Source organism: Enterococcus sp. M-BR2 (genome assembly GCF_056612775.1).
On record NZ_CM152743.1, the window covers coordinates 2,054,666 to 2,068,066 of the forward strand.

The window sequence follows — 13,401 nt, forward strand, 5'->3', positions numbered from 1 at the left end:
TTCTCCTCCTATTTGATTGGCTGCTTATTAGGCAGACCGGGCTTTCTTGGGTATTTCTTTGGGGTTATTTTCTTTTTTTGAATGACGATAATATGCCGTTGGTCAGAGACATTCGGCAAGGTAACTGCCTCTTCTTTGAGGAATTTACCACCTAATAAAGCAATCGCTTGTTTTGCTTCTGTCAGTTCCTCTTCACTTTTTGCTGCTTTCAATGCATAAAAATAGCCTTCTTGTTTAGCCAAGGGCAAACATAATTCTGCTAACACATTCAAACGAGCAACTGCACGAGCAGTGACAAGGTCAAATGATGCACGAAATTGAGGATTTTGTCCAAATGTTTCTGCCCGGTCATGATATAAGGAAGCATCGATTCCTAATAATCGAGTTAGTTCAGACAAGAAGGTTATTCGTTTATTCAGAGAATCAACAATCGTTATCTGCAATTCAGGAAAGGCAATTTTTAAAGGTATGCTAGGAAACCCTGCTCCTGAACCGACATCGCATAAAGATAAAGGTTGCGTAAAGTCTACTTCAAATGCTAATGTAAGCGAATCGTAAAAATGCTTCAGGTATACGTCTTTTTCATCCGTAATGGCTGTAAGATTCATTTTTTCGTTCCATTCGACTAATGTCCGATAATAGATAGCAAATTGATCCATTTGATGATCGGTAAGCTCTATCCCTTTTTCTGCCAAAGATTGGCGAAATTCTTCTGGTATCATAATTATTCCTTTCATTGTGAAACAGCAATTGTTTCACAGATTCTCTCCCTACTTTAACGCAAAATCCCAAGACATGCAATCCTTCCATATGGATTCTTAAAAATTTGAAAAGTAAGAAAAGTCGATAGATTTTTTCTTTCTATTATGGCACTTATAAAATACACATAGAAGAGAGAACTAGCTTTGAGCAATTTCTGCAAAAACTGGTTCTCTCTTCTATTTATTATTACGTATTACGCTGGTTCACTGACTTTCGCAATCTTCCCTTGTTCAATGTAGACCATTAAGATGCTTAGATCTGCAGGATTTACCCCGCTGATCCGGCTAGCTTGGGCAATCGTTTCTGGTTGGATTTTCTGCAATTTTTGTTTTGCTTCTGTTGCTAATCCGTTGATTGCTGCGTAGTCGATGTTTTCTGGAATCTTTTTCGCTTCCATGCGTTTTAATTTTTCTACTTTTTCCATGGCTTTTTTGATGTAGCCTTCATATTTGATTTGGATTTCTACTTGTTCGATTTCTTTTCGTGTCAATTCTTCATTCTCTGGGATAAACCGTAGAAGATCTGCATAAGTAATCTCAGGGCGTCTTAAAAAGTCGCTTGCTAGTACGCCATCTTTTAGAGGTGCCGCATTAATCGTCGCTAAAAAGGCTTGAACTTCTTCTGTTGGTTTGATCCGTACATTCATCAAACGTTTGATTTCTTGTTCAACTGCTTCTTTTTTCTTCAAATAAGCCTTGTATTGGTCTTCTTTTACTAAGCCCACACGGTGGCCCATTTCTGTCAATCGCAAATCTGCATTATCATGACGTAAAAGCAGACGGTATTCAGCACGTGAAGTCAGCAAACGGTAAGGTTCGTTCGTTCCTTTTGTCACCAAATCATCGATCATGACACCGATGTAACCGTCACTTCGTTTGATTACTAAAGGTTCTTTTCCTTGAACTTTCAAAGCTGCATTGATACCAGCAATCAGCCCTTGTCCAGCCGCTTCTTCATACCCGCTTGTACCATTTGTTTGTCCAGCTGTATAAAGATTTTCAACGACTTTAGTTTCTAATGTCGGACGGAGCTGGTGTGGTTCTACTACGTCATATTCGATAGCATATCCTGTACGCATCATTTCTACTTTTTCCAAACCGGCGATGGAATGAAGCATGTCGACTTGGACATCTTCTGGTAAAGAAGTAGATAACCCTTGAACATAGACTTCTTCTGTGTTCAAGCCTTCTGGTTCTAAAAATAGTTGGTGACGTTGTTTGTCTGCAAAACGCACGATCTTATCTTCGATGGATGGACAATAGCGAGCACCTACCCCTTCAACGATCCCTGTAAACATTGGGGCACGATGTAAGTTGTCTCGAATGATTTGGTGAGTCGTCTCACCTGTATAGGTTAGCCAGCAAGATTCCTGATCTAGTTTATAGGCACTATCTGGTGTGCTGAAACTAAAATGATTCGGCTCTTTGTCACCAGGTTGTTCTTCTGTAACAGAATAATCGATCGTACTTGATTTTACTCGAGGCGGCGTTCCTGTTTTGAACCGTTCGATAGCAAAGCCAAGTTCTTTTAGATGATTCGCTAGTCCAATAGAAGGTTGAGAGTTATTCGGACCTGATGAATATTTCAATTCACCGATAATGATTTCTCCGCGAAGTGCTGTTCCGGCTGTAATAACAACTGCTTTTGCCCGGTAGCTCGCTCCTGTGGAAGTCACTACACCATGACAAATACCATCTTCGACGATCAGTTCTTCGACGATTCCTTGTCTTAGCGTCAAATTTGGTTCTTTTTCGATCGTATGTTTCATTTGTGTTGAATAAGCATGTTTGTCTGCTTGTGCTCGCAATGCTCGGACAGCTGGGCCTTTTCCTGTGTTCAACATACGCATTTGGATATAGGTTTTATCGATATTCTTACCCATTTCTCCACCTAGCGCATCGATTTCTCGAACAACAACGCCTTTAGCTGGTCCGCCTACAGAAGGATTACATGGCATGAATGCTACCATATCCAAATTTATTGTCAGTAATAACGTTTTCGAGCCCATACGTGCAGCAGCAAGTGCAGCTTCTGAACCGGCATGTCCTGCGCCGACAACGATCACGTCATATGCATCTGCTTCATAATGTTTCAATCGTTTGTTCCTCCTTTTATTTTCCTAAACAAAATTGACTGAATAATTGAGTGATCAATTCATCTTGTACACTGTCGCCAACTACTTCTCCTAGATAATCCCAACAACGCGTCATATCGATTTGAACGAGATCCACAGGCATTCCTGCATCAATACCTGCAATGACTTCTTCAAGTGACAGAGAAGCTTTTTCTAACAATGCGATATGGCGGGTATTGGAAACATAAGTAGCGTCTCTTTCTCCTGTTTCTCCGCTGAAGAATAAATCAGAAATAGCTGATTCCAAACGATCTAGTCCGTCGTTTTTAGCTACGGAAATTGAAAAAACTGGTTCATTTTCGATCAATTTGTTCAATTTTTCTTGTTCCAACTGTGCTGGCAAATCTGTTTTATTTAGAAGAATGATCCGTTTCAATCCCTTTGTCGCTTCCAGTAATTGTTCATCTTCTGCTGTCAGTGGTTCGCTTTGGTTTAGAACAAGTAAGATCAAGTCTGCTTCTGCTAATGCTTTACGGCTTCTTTCGACCCCGATACGTTCCACCACATCTTCTGTTTCCCGAATTCCAGCTGTATCGATTAACTTGAGCGGTACCCCCCGAACATTGACATACTCTTCGATTACATCTCTAGTCGTTCCTGCAATGTCCGTAACGATTGCTTTTTCTTCTCTTAACAAATGGTTCAACAAACTTGATTTACCGACATTTGGCCGGCCGATAATCGCCGTACTTAACCCTTCCCGCAGAACCTTTCCTTGCTTGGATGTAGCAAGTAGTGCTTGGATTCTTTGTTGGATCATCTGTGCTTTTTCAAGCAATAACTTCGTAGTCAATTCTTCGACGTCGTCATATTCCGGATAATCAATATTTACTTCTACTTGGGCTAATGTCTCTAAAATCTCTTGTCTCAATGAACGGATCAAGGCAGACAGATTGCCGTCTAACTGATTGAGGGCTAACCCCATTGCTTTATCTGTTTTTGCTCGAATCAAATCCATCACAGCTTCTGCCTGTGAAAGGTCAACACGACCATTCAAGAATGCTCGTTTTGTGAATTCGCCTGGCTCAGCTAATCTTGCCCCTTCTCTTAACAGTAACTGCAAAATTTGATTGACTACGACGATCCCGCCGTGACAATTGATTTCTACCACATCTTCCCGCGTAAATGTCTTTGGTGCTCTCATCACGGAGACCATGACTTCATCGACTAGCTGATCGCTCTTAGGATCAACGATATGTCCATAATGGATCGTATGGCTTGGTACTTCTGATAGTCGTTTATTCCCAGAATGATAAACTTTATCTGCTAGTTGCACAGCTTGATCGCCACTTAAACGAACGATACTGATTGCTCCTTCTCCAGGCGGGGTAGAAATTGCCGCAATCGTATCAAATTCTAAAGTAATTTCAGCCATTTTTTCACTTCCTTTTTCATTTTGCGCACAAAAAAAGTGCCCACTCCACCCTTTATGCATAATAAATGGTGAACTTCGCACTTTGACTGCTTGTTCTTGATTAAATTCTGGTCATAGGTTATCACACTTGTCATAAGGAATCAAGTGTTTAAAACAAGTTATATGAAGTTGTACCTTACTTGATTCCATTACCTTACATTTAATTGCCTTTGGCTGTCTCTTTGTGTTCTTTGATTCTTTTTTGAATTGGAATCAATAATGATTTTACGCAGTGTTTCTACTTTTTTCTGATCAAATTGATCACACCTATTTCTTATCGCTTTGATTTCCGCTCCTGTTATGTGACGGGATTCAGGAACTACTTCTTTCCGAGGAACAAATGGGATTGTCCAAATTGCATTGTTATATTTATCACCCCAAAATACTTTATGGATTTTTTTATTCTCCAGTGGAAGCTGTTCTCGCTCTTTTTTTCTATCCAAATAATGATCATAGGCTTTTGAAATAAAATTTCTCACTTCTTCTTTACCATATCCCGATTTTTCCAAGTGCATGATCATTAGTTCATTCATTACATAGTTGAATTTTTCTGTCGATAATGTTTTGTATTTCGTTTGCCAAAAGTTTCTGTCGTGGATAGTGACTTGTTTTCTGGTTCCCAAAATATATTTTAAAGAAGCATTCATATTATTTATTTCACAGTTTCCTTGAACATACTGAGTAGTAGCAATATGATTCGCAACATATTCTTTTTCTGTGCAGTTACTTAGCTTGTTTAAAATGTGATAAGTTCTTTTAGCTGTAGCAAATGGATTAATTCTTTCTTCAAAGGTAAGATGCTGCCTTCCTATCCGAAGCACTTCTTCCAATCCTTTCTTCTCTACTCCTTCATAGACATAAACTGGGGTGATTTTTAGGGTCTCTTGATCGAACCACAGCTTTTCTTGAATCTTTTTTTTCAATGCTCTTTTATCAGGGCAGTGCATTCTCATTTGTGCTTTATCATAAACTTCTACGTTCAGACGATCTTGCTCTTTTTTTATGATGAAAGTGACGCCATGACCATTTTTGAACCATGAATACCACTTTTCTTTATAAAACATCGAAACTGGTACAACTAAAAAACTATCTTTATGATTATTCTCTAGCTCATTGATGTAATTTTTAAATAATTTTGTATGGATTGAACCATAAATACTTTTTTGAATGGATTCTTTGATTTTGTTGATGTCCCGACCTTCGAATTCATCTGGATAAACATTGAGGATTTGTTGGTAAACGGTCATAAATTCAAGCGTCGGGCTTGTACTGGGTTTCGTCTTAAAAAAAATATCATTTCCAATCATGTTCCAATTTTGTAAAAGAACACTGCACATTTCTGGCACATATTTTTCGCTATTTACGTACTTTTCTCTTTTTTTATCCGCTGATTGAATCAGCATTTCTACTTGTGCTGCATCTAAAAGATCCATCTTTAAACGCTCCTTTCTTCTCTCTAACAAATGAATAATACTGTATGAGCAAGGATTTATCTTTCTTCAAAAAAGGGAGACTAAATAAATAGGATAACGCTATCTTAACGTTTCTTTTAAAAAGAAAAATGACCTATTTATCAAACTTCTCTTATAACACCTTGTTCTTGTTGTCTTCTTCGTCGTTCAACCATCGTACTAAACGAAGGAACTGATATTCTTCGGATAATATTGTGTAGTTGTTGTTGCCTAGATTCCGTACACTTTATTTTGACAGAGAGAATTTCAATAGGCGTTAAATGATAACAACTTTTCTGTTTATTTTCGCTAGAAGGCAGTCCATAAGAAAAACAAAGCGTATGGTCGATGGATTTTCTAATTTCAGTCGGGATAATCCAATGATTATTTTTGTTGATTCCTCCCCATTCTGATTTATGTGCTATTTTGTCAATCATATCAAGAGCTGATCGCTGACTTTTGGCTTCTTTATAGACTTCATAAGCATTTCTAATGAAATTTTCTGTCACTTGTCCATAGCCTATTTTTTTCAAATGCGTGAACATCAGCTCATTTATTGTGTGATTTAATTGTTCCGTAGATAACGTTTTGTATTTCGTTTGAAAGAATTTCTTGCCATCAATAATAATTTCTGACTTTGTTCCTAGTATGTATTTTAATGCCGCATTCATGTTTTTGATTTCGCTGTTATCTCTTACATATTGAATTGTCCCTACATGAGAGGAATATCCTTCTATTGTTGCGTACTTACTTAATTTATTGTAAATATAATAACTCTTCTTATATTTGGGAAAAGGAACTGCTTTTTCATGCCAATTGTAATGATTTCTTCCTATGCGTAAAACGTCAACCAGTGATTGAACATCGCTCAGTTCATATGTGTATATAGGAGTTAGTTTTGCTATTTCTTCCTTTGTCCATGAATTTTTATGAACATTTTTTTTCTTCGCATATTCATCTGGACGAACTGCTCTGATTTGAACTTTGTCATAAATCTGGACATTTATCTGATTATTTTGTTTTTGGATAATCACTGCAACATCAGATTTTTTTGTGAAATCAGCAGATCTATAACTTAGATAATAAAATGAAACAGGTACTACTAAAAAGCTGTCTTGATGATTGTTTTTCAATTCATTGATATAGTTACTGAACAACTCGGTATGGATCGAACCATAAATACTTTTTTGAATCGATTCTTTGATTTTTTTGATGTCACGTCCTTCGAATTCCTCAGGATGAATATCGAGAAGCTGCTGATAAATTGCCATAAATTCAATCGTGGGAGTTGTACTAGGCTTTTCTATTAGAAAAGTATCATTGTCGCGCATATTCCAATTTTGTAGAAGAAGACTGCACATATCCCGCGCATAGATATCACTTTTTAAATAACGATTTCGCTTTCGATTTGCTGATTTGATCAAATCTGTTACTTGTTTTTCAGTCAATATATTCATTCTATATGCCTTTCCTTCCTTCATTGAGTAAAACAACTTTTAAGACTACGAAATACCCAATTAATTATAACATCTGTGGTTTCTGTATATTTTCTAGCTTTTTCAAAATAAAGAAATAATTGTTTCTCTTCTATTCATGCTTTTTCTTTCTTCATAAAAACGGTAAACTAGAATGGGAGCGCTATCTAAAATATTTGTTTTTGAAAGGAGAAAAGGAATGAGCCAGTTCAACTCTGATGCATTGAAAGAAGAAAGTGATCCTCGGATCAATGATGTTGTTTTATCTACAGGAAATATCAATTAAAAATATATCGTCCGCGATATCGTTTTTGTTGTGGAATGCTTAGAAGCAGATTTGTTTGACCCAGCTTTTCCCAAAGAGGATCTTTTCTTGACAACGAAGAGGAAATTAAAAATGAAGGTTCTTGAATATGGTGCCAACGCGGTGATCAACTGTCATTTTGAGTATCAGCAAAGAAATCGGGATGGAAAGTATTTTCTGGAACTTTTTGCTTATGGAACAGTGATCCAATTTATCCAAACGACGATTGGTTAAATGAAATAGACAAAAAAAGCGGAGCAAAACTGAAAACAGTTTCGTTCCGCTTTTTTCTATCAAAGTTAGTGACTACTTCATCGTATACTCTGATAAGAATGATTTCTAGTAAAATATACTTGGTTTGAAAAACTTTGTCAACGTGATTTATTCAAAAAGTAATGGAATCAATAATATTTTTTAGCAGGTTCAACTACTAAGTAACGATAAGGTTCCTCACCTTCCGAATGTGTTTTTACATGTTCATCTTTGCTTAATGCCGCATGGATTTGTTTACGTTCAAAGGCAGGCATTGGTTCTAAGAAAACAGGCTGTCCTGTCCGTTTTACTTTTTCAGCCGTGCGATCAGCTAAACGCTGAATAATCTCTTGACGCTTTTCGCGGTAATTGCCTACATTGACCACTACAGATAGCTTATTTCTTGCTAAACGATGGATAAAGACTTGTGCCAGATATTGCAGTGCATTCAACGTTTTTCCATGTTTCCCAATCAGTAACCCTTGTTTTTGTGTTTCTAAATGAAAAACGACCATATTATTTGATTCTCTTTCCATTTTAACAAGTGCTGGAGCATCAAGTTGTTTTGAAATTTCAGTAAGATAGACTGCCAATTCCGTTAAAGCTGCTTCATCACCTAGCTCACTTACTTCTTCTGTTTTTTCTTCAAGAATCGTTTCGTTGACTACCTCGATCTCAGCTGTTGGTTCTTCTTCTAAAATCTCTTCTACCGTCTGTTCTACTGTTTCAGAAATTTTTTCGCTGATACTTGGCTGGATCGAAAGCCGTGCATTCTTTCGGCCCATTCCTAGGAAACCTTTTTTTCCTTCTTCCAATATTTCGATTTCAACTTGGTCTTTGGTCAAACCCAAATCAGCTAGACCTAGTTGAACAGCTTCATCTATTGTTGCAGCTTCATAAATCGGCATTAGCATTCCCTCCCCTATTATTTCCGTTTTTTCTTAGGATTCATTGCTTTCTTCAACGCACGTTCTCTTTCGCGGATTTTCCGTGCTTCTTCTTCCCGTTCTTTTCGAATTTTGAAAGGATTGTTGATCAGCAATGTTTGTACAACTTGGAAGGCATTGGAAACCACCCAGTATAATGAAAGACCGCTGGCTAAATTGACACCCATCACTAAAATCATTACAGGCATCACGAAATTCATGATCTTCATTGATGCATTCGATTCAATTTGACTCATACTAGATAAATACGTACTTGCAAAAGTAAAGATTGCTGCTAGAATCGGCAAGATAAATGTTGGATCCGCGTTCCCTAAGTTCAACCATAAGAAATGACCTTGTTTCAACTCAGGTACACGGGAAATAGATTGCCATAACGCCATCAAGATTGGCATTTGTACCAATAAAGGAAGACAACCAGCATATGGATTGACTCCATTTTCCGCATATAAACGCTGTTGCTCTTCTCTTAATTTACTTTGTGTTTCTGGGTCTCTTGAACTATATTGTTGCTGCAGTGCTTTTAATTTCGGTTGTAATTCTTGTGTCTTACGCATGCTCTTTGTTTGGAAATGCATCAGCGGCAACAAGATTACACGGATGATCAATGTAAATAAAATGATCCCTATTCCTGCATTACCAAATGACAACGCCTTGATCGCCTCAGCAAAGTAATAAACAATATAACGATCCCAAATTCCTGTACTTTGTGCGCTGACTTCCCCAGTTCCGCAACCGGATAAGACGATGACCAAACTAACGATAGCGGCCATCAAAAGTAAACGTTTGTATTTCTTCACTTACTCTTTTCCTCTCTGTCGATTATTTTTGCAAGTTTTAAGACGTGGACTAAATTGGAGCGAACCTCATCATAAGTCAGCCCCTTCACACTTGGTCTAGCAATCACAATAAAATCCAACTCCGGATCAATCTCTTCTTTTATAGAATAAACTGCTGCTCGGATTTTTCGTTTGACTTCATTGCGGCTTACCGCGTTGCCGACCTTTTTTCCTACAGATAAACCAACTCGAAAATGAGGCTGTCCCGGTTTTTTCAAACGGTAAACGACGAATTTGCGGTTAGCAAAAGAATCTCCCGTATGAAACACGGCTTGAAACTCTCGTTCTTTTTTTACTCGATACGCTTTTCTCATTAGTTTTCTTTCCTTTTCTATCTCTCACTTACGCTCATAATCATACCATAATTACGATTGTCCTTTCATCATTTCCCTAAAAAAGAGTATAAAAAAAACCACTGAAACCCCAGTGGCCTAAGCTGAAAGAACTTTTCTTCCTTTACGACGACGGCTAGCTAACACACGACGTCCATTTTTAGTACTCATACGTTTACGGAATCCGTGAACTTTTTGACGTTTACGTTTATTTGGTTGGTATGTTCTTTTCATATATTCCACCTCCAAAATGTTCTTATCTATTTTATAAACACAGACATACTTTGATAGTATAACGACAAAGTAGTGATTTTGTCAATATAAAATAGAAGATCGATTGTCAAAACTTATCCACAAGATTATTTTTTTCTATGGGAATCTCATGTGGAAAAAGTTATACACAGGAATTATCCACAAATAATAACGAGGCACTTTTACACAGAAAACACACGTGTAAAAAAAGTAATCCACAACCAGACGTTTTCCTGTGCATTTCGTCCCTAAACTATTGATAAATATACATTTGTTATCCACAGGTACAGGAGGAAACCTAGTGATTTTTACAAGTTGTCCACCTGTGCATTAGTGGTGTGGAAAACTTTTTTTGACAGCTGTGTTTTTCTCTTTTTTTTATTTGTCGATTGTGTGGATAATTGTAATTAAAAAATTTTTTTCTTCGGTTTCTGTGGAAAACTATTAAAAAAAATGCTAAATTAGTACTAGTTATTCACTTTTTAATGAAGGAGGAGGCCTTATATGGTATCCCTCGATGCTTTATGGAATGAATTAAAAGCAACATACCAAAAGGATTTATCGCCTGCTAGCTATAATACATGGATTGAAACAGCGAACCCTCGAACTCTTGATCAAAACCAGCTCGTTGTTGAGGTTCCTAGCAAGATTCATAAAGAATATTGGGAAAAAAACCTGGCAACAAAAATCGTTGAAGTCGGTTATATGTTATCAGGAAATGAGATTATCCCTCGCTTTATTACTGGCGAAGAAGCAGAGCAAGAAGAAGTTGTAGAAGAAAAAAATCCAAAAGTTGCGGCACCTAGCCCGCTAAAAAAAGCCATGCTGAATCCTAAATATACCTTTGATACGTTTGTCATTGGTAAAGGAAACCAGATGGCTCATGCAGCAGCGCTCGTTGTAGCAGAAGATCCAGGTTCTATTTATAACCCGCTCTTCTTTTATGGAGGCGTAGGACTTGGTAAGACTCACTTGATGCATGCCATCGGTCATCAAATGCTGCAAAGTCAGCCTAATGCCAAAGTAAAATATGTAAGCAGTGAAACTTTTGCTAATGATTTCATCAATTCGATCCAAAACAAAACAGCAGAAGAATTCCGTCAAGAATATCGAAATGTTGATTTACTATTAGTAGATGATATTCAATTTTTCGCAGAAAAAGAAGCTACGCAAGAGGAGTTTTTCCATACTTTCAATGCCTTGTACAATGAGGGTAAACAAATCGTTCTAACCAGTGATCGGTTGCCAAACGAGATTCCAAAACTACAAGAACGCCTTGTTTCTCGCTTTGCATGGGGGCTCTCTGTTGATATTACGCCACCGGATCTTGAAACAAGAACAGCGATTTTGCGTAAAAAAGCGGCAGCTGAACGTCTAGAGATCCCAGATGACACGCTGAGCTATATCGCAGGACAAATTGATTCTAATATTCGTGAATTAGAAGGGGCACTTGTTCGAGTACAGGCTTTTGCTGCAATGAATAGTGAAGATATTTCGACTAGTCTAGCTGCAGATGCGCTGAAAACGTTAAAGTCAGGAAAAGGACATCCTCAATTGTCGATTTTGCAGATCCAAGAAGAAGTGGCAAAGTATTATCACATCCAATTGAAAGATCTCAAAGGAAAGAAACGCGTCAAATCTATTGTTGTACCTAGACAAATCGCTATGTACTTGGCACGTGAGCTCACAGATAATTCTTTACCGAAAATTGGTGCTGAATTCGGTGGCAAGGACCATACAACGGTTATCCATGCCCATGAGAAAATCCAGCAGCTGATGGATTCTAGTGTCAGCATGCAAAATGAAGTATCAGAAATCAAAAACTTTTTACTAAATTAATTGTCGATTCTACCAACTGAAAATAGCATGTGGATAAAAGAAAAAAACAAGCAAAAGTTATACACACTTTTTCCACAGCTGTTTTTTCGTTTCTCTCTTGCGTTTTTTGAGTTTTCCACAGAATCAACATGCCCTATTACTTTTATTATTCTTTTTAACTAATAATAAATAAACAAACATTCAAAGGAGATACATCATGAAAGTTACTTTAAACCGAGCTAGCTTTATGCAGGAATTGCAAACTGTTCAACGAGCTATTTCAAGCAAAACCACTATCCCTATTTTGACAGGTGTAAAAATCACACTGACACAAGAAGGTTTGACTTTGACAGGGAGCAACGCTGATATATCAATTGAAACTTTTTTGTCTGTTGAAAACGAAAAAGCAAATATGCAAATCGAATCTACCGGATCAATTGTTTTACAAGCTCGTTTCTTTAGCGAAATCATTCGAAGACTTCCTGAAGAAACATTTACTTTAGAAGTATTAGAAAATAAACAAGTAGCGATCACTTCTGGAAAAGCGAATTTTATCGTGAATGGATTAGATGCAGATAATTATCCTCATCTTCCTGTTGTCGAAAGTCATAACCAGATGAAATTACCAGTACACGTATTGACTAAACTAATCAACGAAACAGTTTTTGCTGTTTCGCAGCATGAGAGCCGTCCAATCTTGACGGGTGTGCATTTTATTTTATCTGATCATTCTTTATTGGCTGTAGCTACCGACTCTCACCGTCTAAGTCAACGGGTGATCCCAGTAGAACAAACGGCTGATCATTTTGATATTGTTATTCCCGGGAAAAGTTTGATCGAATTGTCTCGCTCATTGACAAATGAAGAAGAAATCGTCGAAATCAGCATTATGGAAAACCAAGTCTTGTTTAAAACGGAAACAATGTATTTCTATTCCCGCTTGCTAGAAGGAAACTATCCTGATACCAATCGTTTGATCCCATCAAGCTTTAATACAGAGGTCGAATTTTCTGTTCCTAGCTTTCTAGCAGCAATCGAACGTGCTTCTTTACTTTCTCATGAAGGCCGCAACAATATCGTTCGTTTATCCATTCGTCCAGATGCGGTTGTTTTATACGGAAATTCTCCAGAAATCGGGAAAGTAGAAGAAAGCTTGAGCTATACAGCAAGCAATGGCGATCCATTGGAGATTTCTTTCAACCCGGATTATATGAAAGCAGCGTTGCGTGCATTTGGAGATATGAGTATCAAAGTAAAATTTATTTCCGCTATTCGACCATTCACGTTGGAACCAACGGAAGATGGCGTTCAATTTATCCAATTGATTACTCCTGTACGTACAAATTAACAAAGATTTTCAAAGATATTGAAAATTTAATTGAAAAGAATTAGAAAAAATAAAATTTAAACAGAAGGCCCTAAAA

The 13,401-nt window shown here is 37.4% G+C and carries 11 protein-coding genes and 1 pseudogene; 3 read left to right on the forward strand and 9 right to left on the reverse strand.

The genetic code is table 11. From position 1 onward, the window contains the following. Nucleotides 1-8: 8 nt before the first annotated feature. The 5 genes from rsmG to AC1F25_RS09985 all read right to left on the reverse strand — a co-directional run bounded on the left by rsmG (nucleotide 9) and on the right by AC1F25_RS09985 (nucleotide 7,218). Nucleotides 9-722, reverse strand: coding sequence for a 16S rRNA (guanine(527)-N(7))-methyltransferase RsmG (rsmG, locus tag AC1F25_RS09965; RefSeq protein WP_002309910.1), 714 nt, complete (start codon nucleotides 720-722; stop codon nucleotides 9-11). Nucleotides 723-955: 233 nt separating this feature from the next. Beyond that, on the reverse strand, nucleotides 956-2,857 hold the full coding sequence (gene mnmG, locus AC1F25_RS09970; RefSeq protein WP_002313911.1) for a tRNA uridine-5-carboxymethylaminomethyl(34) synthesis enzyme MnmG: 1,902 nt from the start codon (nucleotides 2,855-2,857) through the stop codon (nucleotides 956-958). Between the two features lie 16 nt (nucleotides 2,858-2,873). Continuing rightward, nucleotides 2,874-4,271 (reverse strand): tRNA uridine-5-carboxymethylaminomethyl(34) synthesis GTPase MnmE, encoded by a 1,398-nt coding sequence (gene mnmE, locus AC1F25_RS09975; RefSeq protein WP_002344775.1) that lies wholly within the window; start codon nucleotides 4,269-4,271, stop codon nucleotides 2,874-2,876. Nucleotides 4,272-4,459: 188 nt separating this feature from the next. After that, complete coding sequence (locus AC1F25_RS09980; protein WP_104760338.1) at nucleotides 4,460-5,743, reverse strand: hypothetical protein; 1,284 nt, start codon at nucleotides 5,741-5,743, stop codon at nucleotides 4,460-4,462. Nucleotides 5,744-5,883: 140 nt separating this feature from the next. Then, nucleotides 5,884-7,218 carry a hypothetical protein gene (locus AC1F25_RS09985; RefSeq protein WP_479994082.1) on the reverse strand — a complete coding sequence of 445 codons (1,335 nt, stop codon included), beginning with the start codon at nucleotides 7,216-7,218 and terminating at the stop codon, nucleotides 5,884-5,886. A 217-nt stretch (nucleotides 7,219-7,435) separates the two neighbouring features. On the opposite strand from AC1F25_RS09985, the pseudogene AC1F25_RS09990 reads away from it, so the two are divergent. Next, nucleotides 7,436-7,774, forward strand: a pseudogene (locus tag AC1F25_RS09990) (hypothetical protein). A gap of 167 nt (nucleotides 7,775-7,941) precedes the next feature. On the opposite strand, the gene jag reads toward AC1F25_RS09990, so the two are convergent. The 4 genes from jag to rpmH form a co-directional block, all read right to left on the reverse strand. Then, nucleotides 7,942-8,700 carry an RNA-binding cell elongation regulator Jag/EloR gene (gene jag, locus AC1F25_RS09995; protein ID WP_002320644.1) on the reverse strand — a complete coding sequence of 253 codons (759 nt, stop codon included), beginning with the start codon at nucleotides 8,698-8,700 and terminating at the stop codon, nucleotides 7,942-7,944. A gap of 17 nt (nucleotides 8,701-8,717) precedes the next feature. Next, nucleotides 8,718-9,536: a YidC/Oxa1 family membrane protein insertase gene (locus tag AC1F25_RS10000; protein ID WP_151668856.1), complete on the reverse strand. Its 819-nt coding sequence runs from the start codon at nucleotides 9,534-9,536 to the stop codon at nucleotides 8,718-8,720. Then, nucleotides 9,533-9,889: a ribonuclease P protein component gene (rnpA, locus tag AC1F25_RS10005; protein WP_002293120.1), complete on the reverse strand. Its 357-nt coding sequence runs from the start codon at nucleotides 9,887-9,889 to the stop codon at nucleotides 9,533-9,535. Before rnpA ends, AC1F25_RS10000 begins: the two co-directional genes overlap by 4 nt. 117 nt (nucleotides 9,890-10,006) lie before the next feature. Next, a complete protein-coding gene (gene rpmH, locus AC1F25_RS10010; RefSeq protein ID WP_002293121.1) occupies nucleotides 10,007-10,141 on the reverse strand; it encodes a 50S ribosomal protein L34 in 135 nt (44 codons plus the stop codon). Nucleotides 10,142-10,663: 522 nt separating this feature from the next. Between rpmH and dnaA the strand changes: the two genes are divergently transcribed. Then, a complete protein-coding gene (gene dnaA, locus AC1F25_RS10015; protein WP_002293122.1) occupies nucleotides 10,664-11,998 on the forward strand; it encodes a chromosomal replication initiator protein DnaA in 1,335 nt (444 codons plus the stop codon). A gap of 196 nt (nucleotides 11,999-12,194) precedes the next feature. Then, entirely contained in the window at nucleotides 12,195-13,325 is a 1,131-nt protein-coding gene (gene dnaN / locus AC1F25_RS10020) for a DNA polymerase III subunit beta (protein ID WP_002313917.1), read from the forward strand. Nucleotides 13,326-13,401: the final 76 nt, after the last annotated feature.

Bases quoted from the DNA above. Each gene is read 5' to 3' on its own strand.
- rsmG (WP_002309910.1), bottom strand. From the start codon at position 722: ATGATACCAGAAGAATTTCGCCAATCTTTGGCAGAAAAAGGGATAGAG.
- mnmE (WP_002344775.1), bottom strand. From the start codon at position 4,271: ATGGCTGAAATTACTTTAGAATTTGATACGATTGCGGCAATTTCTACC.
- AC1F25_RS09980 (WP_104760338.1), bottom strand. From the start codon at position 5,743: ATGGATCTTTTAGATGCAGCACAAGTAGAAATGCTGATTCAATCAGCG.
- AC1F25_RS09985 (WP_479994082.1), bottom strand. From the start codon at position 7,218: ATGAATATATTGACTGAAAAACAAGTAACAGATTTGATCAAATCAGCA.
- jag (WP_002320644.1), bottom strand. From the start codon at position 8,700: ATGCCGATTTATGAAGCTGCAACAATAGATGAAGCTGTTCAACTAGGT.
- rnpA (WP_002293120.1), bottom strand. From the start codon at position 9,889: ATGAGAAAAGCGTATCGAGTAAAAAAAGAACGAGAGTTTCAAGCCGTG.
- rpmH (WP_002293121.1), bottom strand. From the start codon at position 10,141: ATGAAAAGAACATACCAACCAAATAAACGTAAACGTCAAAAAGTTCAC.
- dnaA (WP_002293122.1), top strand. From the start codon at position 10,664: ATGGTATCCCTCGATGCTTTATGGAATGAATTAAAAGCAACATACCAA.
- dnaN (WP_002313917.1), top strand. From the start codon at position 12,195: ATGAAAGTTACTTTAAACCGAGCTAGCTTTATGCAGGAATTGCAAACT.